Source organism: Bacillus halotolerans (assembly GCF_004006435.1).
In the GTDB taxonomy this organism is placed as follows: Bacteria; Bacillota; Bacilli; order Bacillales; family Bacillaceae; genus Bacillus; species Bacillus halotolerans.
This window is the reverse complement of record NZ_CP029364.1, coordinates 2896370-2911554: the sequence shown is the minus strand read 5'-3', so window position 1 is coordinate 2911554 and position 15185 is coordinate 2896370. Positions and strand designations below refer to the sequence as shown.

Genomic DNA, 15185 nt, shown 5'->3' with positions numbered 1-15185 from the left:
TTTGTTTGTCATGCCTTTCATTATTATGCAAGCGCTCCGGCAAGATCATAAGGGCTAAGGTCTATTTCTGTCGGCTTTCCGAGAACTAGCTTTGCGAGCTCTGAACCGAGAAACGGTCCCATCGTTAGTCCCGACGCGCCTAAACCGTTAGCGGCGTAAAGTCCTTGAACATTCGGCACGGCACCCACCACTGGCAGAAACCCCGGTGTAAACGGTCTGAAGCCCACTCTTGTTTCAATGACTGTGCTGTCAGCAAGCCCCGGGGCTGCGGCAAGTGCTTTGCTCAAGACTTCATGCTGTCCCCCTGCTGTCACACGCAGGTCTTTAAGATCGGCCTCATTTTCATGGGTGGCGCCTGCTACAATTCTGCCGTCATCAAAGGACAGAATATACTGGTCATTCGGCGGCATCACCACCGGCCACGATCCGGTATCTGCGCCAGAGATTTCAAAATGCATAATCTGCGCCTTCTGAAAGGACACTTGAAAATGAATGCCCAGAGGCTTCATCAATTCATTGGCCCATGCCCCTCCAGTCACGATCACATTATCAGCCTCAAACTGCTGCTTGTCTGTTTGGACACCGGTGACTCTTCCGTTCCCAAAAAGCAAGGACGCGTTTCCTTTTACAATGACTGCACCATGTTTCTCGGCAGCGTTTAAAAGCGACCGGCATAGCGCCCTCCCGTTCACACGAGCGGCGCCGCTGATATGAACCGATTCATAGCCATCAGCTAAAATGGGAAACAGCTTTTTCGTTTCACTTGCGGACAAACGAGTGATGTCACCGATTTCCGGCGCATCCTCGCGTCTCTTATACGCCCGCTCCTCCATCTTATCGAGCTTCACTGCATCAGTGTGAATGCTGATCGCACCGACACGCTTGTATCCGGTGTCTGTTTCTCCGTCCTCTTCCAGTTGCTTGATTAAACCATTATAATATCGCGCTCCGCCCTTAGCGAGCTGATACCAATCCTGATTGCGGCGCTGCGACAGCCAAGGACAGACGATTCCCGCCGCCGCGTCAGTCGCTTGTCCCGGTTCATTCCGGTCAATCACCGTAACCCGGGCTCCTGATTTTGCGAGATGATAAGCCGTCGACGCACCTAGTATGCCTGCGCCGACGATGATGTAAGACTTCATATGCAAACACCTTTTCTTTTATAATATCTATTCATTTTACCAAATAGAGTGCTTTCCTTCGACCTTTAGCCCCAATGTGGAAAAACCGCGAAGTTCGTCCAATCTCTTCACTCTCCTATTGAATATCCTGTCACTATCAATAGAGAAAGGATGATACCATGAGCGAAAATCGTCATGAAAATGAAGAAAACCAAAAGCGCAATGTATCAGTTGCTAAAGTTGAAAACAGCGGCAATGCAAAAGTCGTAGTCAACGTGAATACAGATCAGGATCAGGCACAGGCACAGTCTCAAGACGGAGAAGAGTAATGAACGAGAATATCATTCCTATCAACAGACATGCTGCGGAAATGCCCAAAAATGGCTCTGTTATTGAAAACAGCGGCAATTCGGAAGTCCATATTGATATTCACATTGACACAATGCCGATTGCCTTTGCCATTTTATGCTCTGCATTAGCCGCAAAGCAGATGTCAAAAGAGGAATTCGACATGGCCTATACGCAATTACGAGAGATGAACAATGGATATCACAATGGCAACAATGTAAAGCAAGTCATCAATCAGGAGAATGAAGAGTAGAAACCGCGGGCCCCTCGGCCTGCGGTTTTCTTCTGCATACAAAAAGGACGCAACTGAAAACCAGTCACGTCCATTTTATAAAAAATTAACCGATTGAACCTTCCATTTCGAACTTGATTAAATTTGCTCGAAATGGGATGGACTGATTTACAACAAAACCGCTTAAACCTTTGATATATAGCCATTTCTTCAAATGGTTTAAAATGGATTATAATATCAAGTTGGCATGAGTATCGTACGAATTTGGCATGTGCTGAAGCCGTATACAATATCAGCTAAGTCCCCCAACTTACGCTGTTCCCAAGTGTTTGTGAAAAGAGCCAAGGTTTAAATCCTCCTTAGCTCTTTTCTAACACTATTATTTACCTAAAAGACTGATAAATTTACTCAGTTCTTCTTTGGCTTCATCGGTTGTCCCATTCAACTCGTTCAAAAGTTCAAACAATTTATCATATGAATTCGTAATATCAGCTTTTACTTCTGTCAACTCTTGAGCCACTTGTGAAAGTGGAATAACTTCTTCTTCTTCAAACGTGTCCACATACCGTGGAATGTTCAAATTGTAATCATTTTCTTTGATTTCATCCAAAGATGCCACATGAGCATATTTCTCAACGTCTTTACGGTTACGGTAAGTTTCAATAATTTTGTCGATGTTTTCAGGAGAGAGTTTGTTTTGGTTCTTTCCTTTTTTAAACTCATTTGAAGCATCGATAAACAAAATATCTTTACTCTTGCGAACTTCACGACCTTTGAATACCAGCACACAGGTTGGGATGCTTGTGCCGTAGAACAAGTTAGCTGGCAATCCAATAACAGTATCTAATAGATTATTGTCTATGATATTTTTGCGGATTTTACCTTCAGAGGCACCTCGGAATAGTACCCCATGCGGCAACACGATAGCCATTGTTCCTGCTTTATCTAAATGGTACAGTCCATGAAGAACAAAAGCATAATCTGCTTTAGATGCAGGTGCTACACCATAACCCTTGAAACGTGTATCTTTTTCTCGATCAACGTCTTTTGTATCCCATTTATGGGAATATGGGGGGTTTGATACGACGGCGTCAAACTTCAAAGGAATTTGTGTGCCATCTTTTTCAGCGAATGGCCAGTCAGCATCAAGTGTGTCTGCGCGTTTCAACTCCATATTGCGATAGTTAACACCATGCATCATCAAGTTCATGCGAGCTAAGTTATAAGTCGTCGTATTCAACTCTTGCCCGTAAAACTCAACACTTCCTTCTTCATCACCATTTGGTAATTCTTTTTGGACTGTTAAAAGAAGTGAACCCGAGCCCATTGTAGGGTCATAAACACGGAATTGACCGCCAGTACCATCTGCATCATCAGTTGCAATTTTTGCCAGGATTTGACTAACTTCATGAGGTGTATAAAATTCCCCGCCTTTTTTACCAGCATTGGCAGCAAATTGCCCAATCAAATACTCGTAAACGTCACCCAAAATGTCACGGCCTGAATCGTCTTTGAAAGTAAACTCGTTAATCATCAACACGATATCATTCAAAGCCTTTGCACGTTCGTTTGTACTTGAGCCAAGACGTGTGTCCCCAAGATTAACATCTGAAAATACATTAGCAAAGTCCGCTTCTGCGACTGCGTTACGTTTGGCATTTGTATTGAATGAGTCAAACATATCTTGAAAGTCACTAGCTTTGATTTTGTGATTTTCGATTTTTGATACGATTTTGTCCCAAGTGTAAGCTGGGTCAATCGCATATCCGATACCCTTGCTGATTTCTTCAAGGTAGTCTTCTTTTTCAGTGTCATCTGTCACTTCGTAGAACTCTTCCAAACCATTGATTTTTAAGTATTCATCCTGATTTTCCGATAAGTAGCGATAGAACATAAATGGTAAAATATAGTTCTTATACTCACTTGCATCCATTGTCCCACGCAGTTTGTTAGCCATTCCCCATAGTTTTGATGTAATATCTTTTGCATTACTCATTTATATAATCTCCTTTTCTTATACAAACATTTTTTGAAGCAGTGATTTCTTTAAATCTTTCAGCGAATTTAACTCATGCTGATGAAGCGTAATGGTATCGTCTAGTTGTTTGAAAAATGAACCTATTTTTTGTTGTTCTTCATAACTAGGAATAGGTATTGGCATTCTAAAAAAAGTCTCTACATGAATACGTTTTGCTTTTCTAGACCCATTAGCTATATTTCCTTGATATTTATAAAATCGTTCTAAAGCTACATATTCTAAAAAGAAATTAGGATTTAAATCATTTTTAAAATCAAATGCTGGAGAGTCTAATGTTGATTCGTAGCCGTCTAATTCATCTGGGACAATACCAAATGCTTGATTTAAAAAATCTAATTTCCCGTACATAAATTGTCCTGATTTTCTAATGTAATATTGAGTGGCTATGCTTCCTTTATATATTTCTTCTTTTAGAACTATTCCTTTTCTCCAAAGCTTAACTGTTAATTTTTTTGCAACTGATCCATCCGAACCTTTAATTTTGCTTTCTTCAAGGAATTCTCCGACCTCACGCTGTTCCCAAGCATCAGTAAATCCTACAAAGCGAATTTCAGGAACATTGGCTCCATCTTTCGGAAACATTTTTTGAAGCAGGCCTTTTTTCATATCTTTCAACAGTTCTAACTTACGCTGATGAAGGGTGATGAGGTTGTCGAGGTGATTGAAGAACAAATTGATTTTGATTTGTTCAGGAACAGAAGGAATAAAACACGAAACTTTGGAAAACGAATCCCAATACAGCCTTTTTCTGAAATCCGTGACTCCATAAGAAAAATTATTTATCTGGTTAATTATTTCATGTCGCCGTAAGCAATAATTCATAAATGGCGGAAATAATTTTTCATTAGGAATGGCTGTAATATAGGCAGGGCTTACCATTCCTTCTATTTTTGCTACGCCGATTGCTCCTTGCCAGGCACGCATCATGTTGAATACTAGATCGCCGGAGTGCACACTTTTATACAAGGATTTATCTTCACTTCTGCGAACTACCTTACCCAATGAACTGCTGTCTAATTCACCTTTTGAAATACCGTGATGAATTGAAACCGAAAGAATTGGTAAAGAATTATTACCTCTTTCGTTTCTTTCCGTGTAAACCTCTCCCAACTTACGTTGTTCCCAAGCGTCAGTATATCCTGCGAATCTAAATTGGGGTGAATTTGTTATTTTATCGCTCATTTCTGATCTCCTTTTTGTAGTCTGCATAATTTTATCACTTGACTATTCTCCCTTCTTAATTTCGTCAGCCATTTCGTAAAATGCCTTACGAAATTCAATTCGGTATCGCACCCAAGTTAATTCTGCAATCTTTTCAGCTGCAATTTCTTTATAATCAGCTCTTGCGTCATTCATAATTGCGGTTAACTCCCCTTGTTTATCCATATCCTCTTGACCTAATCGGTGTTTCTTAATCAAGTTTTCAAGTTCTTTAGGCTTTGTGCTATTATCAAGCCCCCAAGTACGGATGAAATTCGTTACAAGTCGGATATTCGTATCCTTTTGTGCTTTATCCATAGCTTGGTTCATTTTTTCAACACTTCGAGGTGCTGGATAATGATCAAATTCAAACTCTTTTGAGAAAATCTTAGATACAAAATGACTCACCTTAGATTTTTCTTTTTCATTGTCAGACTTGGCGATTTCAACTTGGATTTCATCACGTGTACTTTCCGCTTTCGACATTTCGTTCGCATGAACTTCGTCAGCCATCCGGGCGATCAAATCAATCAAAAAATCATAGTTGATGGTCACATCGTGAATATGAACCATAGAGAGATTAACCTGCGAAATATCAATGTCTTCTCGCTTCGCACGTCGTTCTTTCAACTCACCAGCAATGACAGTTGTTAAAATGACTTCCTGCTCTTCAGTAATACCTAAACGTTCATAGAACTCTTCAGGATTATCATAGGCAGAAATAGGATTTTGGTCATCATCTACGGTATATTGTTTCAACTGACTCAATAAACGATTATACTCTTTCAGATTCTCAAAGACTTCATCCTGTGCTTTTTCACTTGGTGGTAATTGTATAAAATCGTCTGTGAGTGTGGAAAGCTTCTTGATGACTTCTTGCATCTCAGCTTGGACCTTGCTAAATGGTTTGGAAGTGATACCAGACTCTTCGTTGCCTTTCTTCAATTCTTCAAGTGAAAGTTGTTCGTCGGCAGATGCACGATTTGAATAAATAGCAAAAGCCTTATTCATTTCATACTCGTTTTGCTCCGGCCAACGATAATTCACGACATTTCCCCAAGGCTTATCGACAACGTTATGTATTCGATTTGTACGTGAGTATGCCTGAATCAAGTTCCCACCTTTAAGTGTTCGGTCAATATAGAGCGTATTCATCTCAGGAGCATCAAAACCGGTCAAAAGTTGATCCACAACAATGACCAAATCTAAATAGTTGCCATCATCAGCTGTCTTGTTCAAACGTCGTGCTAAGTCTTCTGTGTAGGCTTTAACTGTCGTCATATCAAAAGCTGTGCCAAACATTGCGTTATAGGCTTTGATGGCTCTGTGTAAGTTTTCGTTCGTTTTCAGTTGATGAATACTATTGGATGTATCTGCCGAGAAACTCACCGCAACTTTTAATCGTTTATCTGCTGGACGATTCGCATTCTCTTCCGCAAACTTATCGAAGTATTCCATCGCTCTTGGTGTACTTGCTTTGTTACCTCCTACATGGACTGTAAATAAGGCATTATATTTGCGATCATTTGAACGTTTCTTCCAATTATCAAAGATGTCTTTCACTACTAACTTCACATGTTCTGGACTATAGTCGTAAACACTTCCACGAACATTATCATCAATATCATCTTCGGTAGGATCTTCGGGAGCCTCGATTGTTTCCTTAAATTCAACGTTAAACCCTAAGACATTTTTATCCGCAATCGCTTCTTTAATGGTATATGCATGTAATAGTTCTCCAAAGATTTCTCGTGTTTCCGGGAATTTTGGTGTACCAGTATAACCAATCCAAGCAGAATTAGGAATTGCTTTTCGAATCGTTTCAAGCATCCCTTCATTTTCGGTACCATTACCAGTTGATCGGTGGGCTTCATCCACGATAAAAAGAATATTTTCATTAAGTGGCTTGAAGCTGTCCCGCGCTACATAACGCGACATTTTTTGGATACTTGTCACAATGATGTTCTTGTCGCTTTTCTTCGTTAGTTTGCGATGAAGGTCTGAGATATTGGCTGTGTCACCCACCACACCAGTTTTTCCTTCAAAACCAGCAACAGGATCATAGGCTTTATAAGCATCAGCTGTTTGGTTGGTAAGCGCGATCCGGTCAACCAAGAAGATAACTTTATCTACATTAGATAAACGGCTTGCAAGCCACGCTGTCTTAAAACTTGTGATTGTTTTACCTGAGCCTGTTGTGTGCCAAATGTATCCTAATTTACCATCATCATAGCTAAAGTCAAACTTTCTAACTTTATCAAGCACACGCTTTGTGGCATAGACTTGATAAGGACGCATGACTTTAATACTTTCTTTGTTTTTTGTACCATCAAGTACCATGTAGCGTGTTGCCAAATCATGAGCCATTGGAATGGACAACACCTTATCCGCAAACGTCCTCCATGAACGAATAGGACGAGCATCATCTTCGTTTTGCCAGTTGAAAGCAAAAGCTCGGTTAAAGTTTTGAAGTGGGGTATTTGCCATATAACGTATATCAAACGGTGTCATCGCGATTAAAATCTGCAAAGTTGAAAAGATACCGCTTAATTGTTTTTCAGCAATATACTGTTCCATCTGATTTAAAGATTCTGTAGCGCTGTGAAGTGCTTTCTTTAATTCGATTTGAATAATCGGCAAACCATTAATAAGCAATGTCACGTCAAACCTGCGATTCGGCTTACCATCAACTACTTTTGGCCGTTTAATTTGATTCACCACTTGATAAACAGTGTTCCCTCCGCCCACTTGAGCTTGGTCGAATACGGTCAAAAACACATGCTTACCATTGTCAAGGTCGACTTCAATTTCAGAAACACCATTAACGCCATACAAAAACTGTCCGGCATGGTAAGGTGATTCGATACTAGTGATGATTTTCTTCACCTGGTTAAATTCAGTGACAGACAAGGGTTCATCTAAACGAGCGCTATTGTTTTGTTCTAGGATTACTTTAAAGTTATCCCAGAGTTGTTCGGTTGTTTTGATGTCCTTTTTGTATTCCCATTGTTTTACTCCACCGATTTTGGTCAAATAATCGATAACTTCATTTTCAAATTCTAATTCCGATTGACTTTTCATTTGATTATTTCCCCTTTAATGTTTCTTCTATTATTGAGCTCGAAAACTGCTCAATCAAGTCCGCATATATGTTTAACTTATTTTGTAGCTTCAGTGTTTCTACGTATATAGCGCCTATTTTCTTCTGTTCCTCGATCGGAGCAACAGGAATGATAATTTCCCCAAGAGCACGAAGCGGAATTCTTAGAATAGGGCCACTCCCCTGTAACTCCCTTTCTTTTTGTCGCTTTACATCTTTGTAAGCATTAAACAAATAAAGAAAATATCCCTCATCAAGTCGTTCGATATCAAACTCTATTTTGGTAAAGTTTAGAGACAACACTTTACCAACATTATTTTTACCGACAATTGTTGCTAGCTGTAATGAGTTACTGATAACAACATCACCTTCATTTAACGATAGGTTATTTTGAAATAAAGGTTTTGCCTCTTCTTCAACTGCTACGTCCTCACGATTATAATCAGCTTCAAAAGACGCTTGGTCATAATAATTTATTTTTTGAGTTTCAAACTGCTTTTGTGCTCTTGTTGGATTAATACCAGGAACGAATGTTACGAATTCATTTAATTTTCTTTTCTCCAAATAAATCGCCCCTAATCACAGAAATTATTTTTTGAAATATTTATATATTACATATTAAAACACATCGAGTTTGCTTCGTCAATGATAATATGAAATATTTATATATTTCATTATTACTTTAAAAAATGCCTGCTGAAACTATTTTATATCCTTGTTTCTTCACTCTTCCGCACCAACTTGTTAAACCATCATTGCAAAAATGTATCCCCTATTCAACGTTATTTTGTTTCCACAAACGACATCAAACCGCTAAAACCAAATTACTCATGATTAATCTCAAATCCCACAAAACAAACAAAACCCTTGAAATCACACCATAAGCGATTCCAAGGGTTCAACTATCATATTTTCGTCAGCAATATGACTGTCTCCTCATGACAGGTGTGCTGATTGTTAAAACTGAATTATTGATGATTGATGTAGCTTTGTTCACTTAAAACAAGCCGTATTTTTTGGATTTCACCATTATATGGATAAAAATGAATAATAAGGTGGTTTAACATCATATCCTAGACTATTTTGTGTTAATAAAAAGGTGGGAAACGTGATTAACCATCAATTGAAGTATTAAAAAAGCTTAGAAGTTCCATACGAGGGTTTGATGAAAGCAGCAGGATATATGAATTTAAATATAACTATGCAAGGTGAAATAACAGAAGATATTATTGAGCATATACAGAAATTACCTGAAAAGTTTGAACAACGGTCATGCTACGAGTTAGAGACGAACGATTGAAACTTGATCATTTATTAGATTCTAATGATCCACTATTTTTTAAGGACAGGCTTCTGACAACAGAAGAAAAATCAAAATTAAGGGCCTTATCGAAATTGCTTTAAAGGATTGAAAGGGGAAAAGGCGTCATGGCAAACTTCAGAAAGTTAGCCAGTGGAAAATGGCAGGCAGAGGTACACAAGGATGGAAAATTAGTAAGCCTTACAAAAAAGGAAGCAGCAATAGAAGCAGCAAAAGTTGAAGAAAGAAAATATTATGGACAAACAATAAATGATCGCAATATGCTTTTTGATGAAGTTGTGAAAAATCGGCTTGAGGATAAAAAAGCAAATGTAAAGGAATGAACCTTTGTTCAGCTTGAAGCAATTTTAAAAATTACATCGCTTGGAGCATAAAACCATCAAAACAACAGCGGACACTTATCTAGATATCACAGAAAAAATAGAAGAAGACGAACTTCAAAAGTTCGCCTCCTACACTAAAAGATAAGGTCAACTTGGCACGAATTTGGCACGCCACCAAGTTGGCACGATATAAAATCCCTCAAACCCGCAATATATAAAGGTTTTCTCGATATTAACCGATTGAACCTTCCATTTCGAACTTAATCAAACGGTTCATTTCAACTGCGTATTCCATTGGAAGCTCTTTTGTGAATGGCTCGATGAAGCCCATTACGATCATTTCAGTCGCTTCTTCTTCGGAAATACCGCGGCTCATCAAGTAGAAGAGCTGTTCTTCAGATACTTTAGACACTTTCGCTTCGTGCTCCAATGAAATGTTATCATTTAAGATTTCATTGTAAGGAATTGTATCTGATGTTGATTTGTTATCCATAATGAGCGTATCACACTCGATGTTGGAACGGGCGCCTTCCGCTTTACGTCCGAAGTGGACAATTCCGCGGTAGGTTACTTTCCCGCCTTGTTTAGAGATCGATTTTGATACGATTGTGGATGATGTGTTTGGTGCAAGGTGAATCATTTTCGCACCCGCATCCTGATGCTGGCCTTTACCCGCAAGAGCGATAGAAAGCGTCATACCGCGCGCGCCTTCGCCTTTTAGGATACAAGCAGGATATTTCATTGTCAGTTTAGAACCGATGTTGCCGTCGATCCATTCCATCGTTGCGTTTTCTTCACAGATCGTACGCTTCGTTACAAGGTTGTAAACGTTGTTCGCCCAGTTTTGGATCGTTGTATAACGGCAGTAGCCGCCTTTTTTCACGATGATTTCAACAACCGCACTGTGAAGAGAGTTTGTTGTGTAAACAGGTGCCGTACAGCCCTCAACGTAATGCACGCTTGCTTCTTCGTCAACGATGATCAGTGTACGTTCGAACTGACCCATGTTTTCAGAGTTGATACGGAAGTAAGCTTGAAGCGGTGTCTCAACCTTCACGCCTTTTGGCACATAGATGAAAGATCCGCCGGACCAAACAGCTGAGTTCAGCGCCGCAAACTTGTTATCAGTCGGCGGAATCACTTTTGCCCAGTGCTCACGGAAAATATCTTCATTTTCTTTCAGCGCGCTGTCTGTATCTTTAAAGACGATGCCTTGCGCTTCAAGATCTTCTTTCATGTTGTGGTATACAACCTCTGATTCGTACTGAGCAGAAACACCCGCAAGGTATTTTTGTTCAGCTTCAGGAATCCCGAGCTTGTCGAATGTTTGCTTAATTTCTTCAGGAACTTCATCCCAAGAACGCTCTGAACGCTCAGACGGTTTTACGTAGTACGTAATTTCGTCAAAGTTCAGTGAGTTTAGATCTCCGCCCCATTGTGGCATTGGCATGTTGTAGAAATGTTCAAGTGATTTCAAGCGGAAATCAAGCATCCATTGAGGCTCTTCTTTCATGCGAGAAATTTCTTCTACGATTTCTTTTGTCAATCCGCGCTCTGAACGGAAAATGGAAACGTCCTTGTCGTGAAAACCATATTTGTATTCACCAATATCAGGCATTTTTTTAGCCATCCATTTTCACTCCAATCCTTTTAATTGCCGCCCTCTTCTTTAGCGACTCCTTTTTCAAGTGCCTTCCATGACAGGGTTGCACATTTAATACGGGCCGGGAATTTTGAAACGCCTTGAAGGGCTTCAATATCACCCAGATCTATAGAATCATCATATTCTTTCCCTTGCATCATATCTGAGAAAATCTTAGACATGGAAAGGGCTGTTTCAATATCTTTCCCTTTAATCGCCTGAGTCATCATCGAAGCGGATGCCATTGAAATGGAACAGCCTTCCCCTTCAAATTTCGCATCTTCCACGATGTCTCCGTCAAGCTTCATTGTCAGCCTGATTCGGTCGCCGCATGTCGGATTGTTCATATCCACGACGATGCTGTCATTCAAAACCCCTTTGTTGCGAGGGTTTTTGTAATGATCCATAATCACTTGTCTGTACAATGTATCTAAGTTTGCATTAAAAGACATTTGTAAAATACTCCTTTGTCTTTTGAAGAGCTTCCACAAGCTTATCAATCTCTTCCTCTGTATTATACAGATAAAAGCTTGCTCTCGCAGTAGCAGTTACATCCAGCCATTTCATCAGCGGCTGGGCGCAATGGTGACCCGCTCTGACAGCAATCCCTTCCGCATCAAGTACGGTTGCCACATCGTGCGGATGAACATCATCAAGGTTAAATGTGATCAGCCCGGCACGCTCTTCCGGTCCGTAAACCGTCACGCCGTCAAGCTGACGGAAGCGTTCAAGCGCATAAGCTGCAAGCTTGTGCTCGTGGCGGGAAATCTCATCAAGACCGATTTCTTCGAGAAAATCAATTGCGGCACCGAGACCGATTGCTCCAGCAATAATCGGAGTACCCGCTTCGAATTTCCACGGAAGCTCTTTCCAAGTTGATTCATAAAGCCCGACAAAGTCGATCATTTCACCGCCGAATTCGGCAGGCTCCATGTTTTCCAGCAGGGCTTTCTTTCCGTACAGCACACCTACTCCGGTAGGGCCGCACATTTTGTGGGAAGAAAGCGCAAAGAAGTCGCAATCGAGATCCTGCACGTCAATTTTCATGTGGGGCGCGCTTTGTGCACCGTCCACCACAATGACAGCACCATTGTCATGAGCGATTTTCGCCATTTCTTTTATCGGGTTGATCGTGCCGAGAACGTTAGACACATGAGATACCGCAACAATCTTTGTATTGCTTGTGACCGTTGCTCTGACGTCATCTAATGAAATCGTGCCGTCTTCCTGCAGCGGAATATATTTTAATGTGGCGCCAGTCGCTTTGACAGCCTGCTGCCACGGAATGATATTCGCATGATGCTCCATATAGGTGATGACCACTTCATCACCCGGTTTGAGGTTAGCGCGTGCATAGCTTAGCGCCACCATGTTCAGTGATGTGGTCGTGCCTTTTGTGAAAATAATCTCAGCCATTGACTTCGCGTTAATAAACTTGCGGACTTTTTCACGCGCTCCTTCATAACCGTCTGTCGCTCTGGTTCCAAGCGTATGGACGCCCCGGTGAACATTGGAATTGTATTGGTTATAATACTTATCCAGTGTTTCAATGACAGCACGCGGCTTCTGGGAAGTCGCCGCGCTGTCGAGATAAACGAGATCATGTCCGTTCACTTGCTGATGAAGGATCGGGAACTGTTCACGAATATCTGTGATATTCATTACTTCACTTTCCTTTCGATAACAGAAACCAATTGTTTCTTAACGCCTTCAATCGGAAGTTCGTTAACTACCGGCGCAAGGAATCCGTAGATGACTAAGCGTTCTGCTTCTTCTTTCGCAATCCCGCGGCTCATCAGGTAGTAAAGCTGAATAGGGTCCACACGGCCGACAGATGCCGCATGTCCTGCAGTTACATCGTCTTCGTCAATTAAAAGAATAGGGTTTGCGTCTCCGCGCGCTTTTTCGCTGAGCATCAGCACACGGGATTCCTGTTCCGCATTCGCTTTAGAAGCGCCATGTTCGATTTTGCCGATTCCGTTAAAGATAGAAGAAGCGGAATCCTTCATCACACCGTGCTTCAAGATATATCCTTCAGAAGCTTTACCGAAATGAATGATTTGTGTCGTGAAGTTTTCTGTTTGCTCTCCTCTTCCGACAACAACCGTTTTCGTGTCGCCGTAAGTGCCGTCACCGTAAAGGTTTGTTGTGTTTTCGGAAATGGTGTCGCCATCGTTCATGAGGCCGAGAGCCCACTCGATTTTGCTGTCGCGTCCGCGCGCAGCACCGCGGCGATTGACATAAGTTGTCACGCCGGAAGACAGAGTATCCACCGCACCGTATGTCACACTGGCATTATCACCTGTGATAACCTCACTGATAATATTGAATACAGCATCTTTCGGGTTGACCGTGCTGATGTAGTTTTCTACATACGTTACTGAGCTATGGTCTTCCGCCACAATCAATACGTGGTTGAATAGAGCTGTATCGTTGCTTTCGTGGACATAAACAGCCTGAACCGGCGTCTCCACCTGAACATTTTTCGGAACATAGAGGAATGCCCCTCCGTTAACAAGAGCTGCGTGAAGTGCAGTTAATTTATGCTCATCAACCTTCACGCCGTCTTTCATAAAGTATTTCTCCACTAAGTCGCTGTGCTCGCGGGCAGCAGTCAAAATATCAGTAAAGATGACGCCTTTGTCTTTCAATTCCTGAGAAAGAGAAAGGTATGCAGGCGTCTGATCACGCTGTACATATAACGTTTTATCTTCGTTTTCGACATCGATCAGCGCTTTTGCTTCATCAGTCAAATCTTCTAATGAAGAAAGCGGCTCATTATCAACTGTATGCTTCGCGAAGTTCGTGAAGTTCCAGTTTGTGATTTTTGTTTTGTCAGGCTTCGGCATCGGCAGATCCTCAGCTTGTTCAAGAGCCTGTAAGCGCAGGTTTTTCAGCCAGGCAGGTTCTTGATGCTTTTCGGAAAAGCTTTTGAGATACTCCTGATCTACGGATAGTTTTGTATCTAGTGTCATATTAATCCCCCTAACGCTTACGCTTCTTGGCCTACAGTTTCGTCTTCAATGCCAAGTTCTTTTTTGATCCAGTCATAACCTTCTGCTTCAAGACGCTGTGCAAGCTCTGCACCGCCGGATTTTACAACGCGGCCTTGCATCATAACGTGAACCACATCAGGAGTGATGTAGTTTAACAGACGCTGATAGTGAGTGATCATCAGGCAGCCAAAGCTTTCGCTGCGCATTTTGTTGATCCCTTTTGATACAACTTTCAGAGCGTCAATATCAAGACCTGAGTCGATTTCATCAAGGATGGCGATTTTCGGTTCAATCATCATCAGCTGAAGGATTTCGTTGCGTTTTTTCTCCCCGCCTGAGAAGCCTTCGTTGAGGTAGCGCTGAGCCATTTCAGGGTCCATTTCTAAGAACTCCATGTTTTCGTCCATTTTGCGGATGAATTTCATAAGAGAAATTTCATCGCCTTCTTCTCTGCGCGCGTTGATCGCAGAACGAAGGAAGTCGGCATTTGTCACACCGCTGATTTCACTTGGGTACTGCATTGCAAGGAACAAACCTGCCTGCGCACGCTCGTCCACTTCCATTTCCAGTACATCTTTGCCGTCAAGCGTGATGCTGCCTTTCGTGACTTCATATTTAGGATGCCCCATAATAGCAGCTGACAGAGTTGATTTACCAGTACCGTTCGGTCCCATTACGGCGTGGAACTCTCCGCCTTTTATTTCAAGGTTTACCCCTTTTAAGATCTCTTTCCCTTCGATTTCAACGTGAAGATCTTTGATCGTTAATGTTGAAGCAGCCATATCTATACCTCCAAAAATATATAATCATTATTCTCATTTTATTCTCATTCTAATTTTATAACAAATGAAAAGTAAATACAAC

13 protein-coding genes are annotated in these 15185 nt (G+C 41.3%); 3 read left to right on the top strand and 10 right to left on the bottom strand.

The features are described 5' to 3' along the window. Nucleotides 1–23 precede the first annotated feature (23 nt). Entirely contained in the window at nucleotides 24–1142 is a 1119-nt protein-coding gene (locus DIC78_RS14855) for an NAD(P)/FAD-dependent oxidoreductase (RefSeq protein ID WP_106019521.1), read from the bottom strand. A 158-nt stretch (nucleotides 1143–1300) separates the two neighbouring features. Here DIC78_RS14855 and DIC78_RS14850 point away from each other — a divergent pair, with 158 nt between their 5' ends. Continuing rightward, nucleotides 1301–1450, top strand: coding sequence for a hypothetical protein (locus tag DIC78_RS14850; RefSeq protein WP_003240873.1), 150 nt, complete (start codon nucleotides 1301–1303; stop codon nucleotides 1448–1450). After that, nucleotides 1450–1722, top strand: a complete 273-nt coding sequence (locus tag DIC78_RS14845; protein WP_127696500.1) for a hypothetical protein — start codon at nucleotides 1450–1452, stop codon at nucleotides 1720–1722. Before DIC78_RS14850 ends, DIC78_RS14845 begins: the two co-directional genes overlap by 1 nt. Nucleotides 1723–2080: 358 nt before the next feature. On the opposite strand, the gene DIC78_RS14840 is transcribed toward DIC78_RS14845, so the two are convergent. From DIC78_RS14840 to DIC78_RS14825, 4 genes are read right to left on the bottom strand one after another with little or no spacing between them, the layout of a single operon-like run. Then, on the bottom strand, nucleotides 2081–3697 hold the full coding sequence (locus DIC78_RS14840; protein ID WP_127696499.1) for a type I restriction-modification system subunit M: 1617 nt from the start codon (nucleotides 3695–3697) through the stop codon (nucleotides 2081–2083). Between the two features lie 18 nt (nucleotides 3698–3715). Next, nucleotides 3716–4921 (bottom strand): restriction endonuclease subunit S, encoded by a 1206-nt coding sequence (locus tag DIC78_RS14835; RefSeq protein ID WP_127696498.1) that lies wholly within the window; start codon nucleotides 4919–4921, stop codon nucleotides 3716–3718. Nucleotides 4922–4963: 42 nt separating this feature from the next. Next, nucleotides 4964–8020: a type I restriction endonuclease subunit R gene (locus DIC78_RS14830; protein WP_127696497.1), complete on the bottom strand. Its 3057-nt coding sequence runs from the start codon at nucleotides 8018–8020 to the stop codon at nucleotides 4964–4966. 4 nt (nucleotides 8021–8024) lie between these two features. Further along, nucleotides 8025–8603, bottom strand: coding sequence for a restriction endonuclease subunit S (locus tag DIC78_RS14825; protein ID WP_127696496.1), 579 nt, complete (start codon nucleotides 8601–8603; stop codon nucleotides 8025–8027). A gap of 864 nt (nucleotides 8604–9467) precedes the next feature. Here DIC78_RS14825 and DIC78_RS14820 point away from each other — a divergent pair. Then, complete coding sequence (locus tag DIC78_RS14820; protein WP_240671123.1) at nucleotides 9468–9683, top strand: hypothetical protein; 216 nt, start codon at nucleotides 9468–9470, stop codon at nucleotides 9681–9683. A 232-nt stretch (nucleotides 9684–9915) separates the two neighbouring features. Here the strand turns inward: DIC78_RS14820 and sufB are convergent, their stop codons facing one another. The 5 genes from sufB to sufC are packed head-to-tail and all read right to left on the bottom strand — an operon-like array spanning nucleotide 9916 to nucleotide 15103. After that, nucleotides 9916–11313, bottom strand: coding sequence for a Fe-S cluster assembly protein SufB (gene sufB, locus DIC78_RS14810; RefSeq protein WP_024713611.1), 1398 nt, complete (start codon nucleotides 11311–11313; stop codon nucleotides 9916–9918). Between the two features lie 20 nt (nucleotides 11314–11333). Next, on the bottom strand, nucleotides 11334–11777 hold the full coding sequence (sufU, locus tag DIC78_RS14805; protein ID WP_003222809.1) for a Fe-S cluster assembly sulfur transfer protein SufU: 444 nt from the start codon (nucleotides 11775–11777) through the stop codon (nucleotides 11334–11336). Next, nucleotides 11767–12987 carry a cysteine desulfurase SufS gene (gene sufS, locus DIC78_RS14800; protein WP_095714025.1) on the bottom strand — a complete coding sequence of 407 codons (1221 nt, stop codon included), beginning with the start codon at nucleotides 12985–12987 and terminating at the stop codon, nucleotides 11767–11769. Before sufS ends, sufU begins: the two co-directional genes overlap by 11 nt. Then, nucleotides 12987–14300 (bottom strand): Fe-S cluster assembly protein SufD, encoded by a 1314-nt coding sequence (sufD, locus tag DIC78_RS14795; protein WP_095714026.1) that lies wholly within the window; start codon nucleotides 14298–14300, stop codon nucleotides 12987–12989. Before sufD ends, sufS begins: the two co-directional genes overlap by 1 nt. Nucleotides 14301–14317: 17 nt before the next feature. Further along, nucleotides 14318–15103: a Fe-S cluster assembly ATPase SufC gene (sufC, locus tag DIC78_RS14790; protein WP_010331788.1), complete on the bottom strand. Its 786-nt coding sequence runs from the start codon at nucleotides 15101–15103 to the stop codon at nucleotides 14318–14320. Between the last annotated feature and the right edge of the window lie 82 nt (nucleotides 15104–15185).

Coding starts and splice junctions, on each gene's coding strand:
- DIC78_RS14855 (WP_106019521.1), bottom strand. CDS start 1,142: ATGAAGTCTTACATCATCGTCGGCGCAGGCATACTAGGTGCGTCGACG.
- DIC78_RS14850 (WP_003240873.1), top strand. CDS start 1,301: ATGAGCGAAAATCGTCATGAAAATGAAGAAAACCAAAAGCGCAATGTA.
- DIC78_RS14845 (WP_127696500.1), top strand. CDS start 1,450: ATGAACGAGAATATCATTCCTATCAACAGACATGCTGCGGAAATGCCC.
- DIC78_RS14840 (WP_127696499.1), bottom strand. CDS start 3,697: ATGAGTAATGCAAAAGATATTACATCAAAACTATGGGGAATGGCTAAC.
- DIC78_RS14835 (WP_127696498.1), bottom strand. CDS start 4,921: ATGAGCGATAAAATAACAAATTCACCCCAATTTAGATTCGCAGGATAT.
- DIC78_RS14830 (WP_127696497.1), bottom strand. CDS start 8,020: ATGAAAAGTCAATCGGAATTAGAATTTGAAAATGAAGTTATCGATTAT.
- DIC78_RS14820 (WP_240671123.1), top strand. CDS start 9,468: ATGGCAAACTTCAGAAAGTTAGCCAGTGGAAAATGGCAGGCAGAGGTA.
- sufB (WP_024713611.1), bottom strand. CDS start 11,313: ATGGCTAAAAAAATGCCTGATATTGGTGAATACAAATATGGTTTTCAC.
- sufU (WP_003222809.1), bottom strand. CDS start 11,777: ATGTCTTTTAATGCAAACTTAGATACATTGTACAGACAAGTGATTATG.
- sufS (WP_095714025.1), bottom strand. CDS start 12,987: ATGAATATCACAGATATTCGTGAACAGTTCCCGATCCTTCATCAGCAA.
- sufD (WP_095714026.1), bottom strand. CDS start 14,300: ATGACACTAGATACAAAACTATCCGTAGATCAGGAGTATCTCAAAAGC.
- sufC (WP_010331788.1), bottom strand. CDS start 15,103: ATGGCTGCTTCAACATTAACGATCAAAGATCTTCACGTTGAAATCGAA.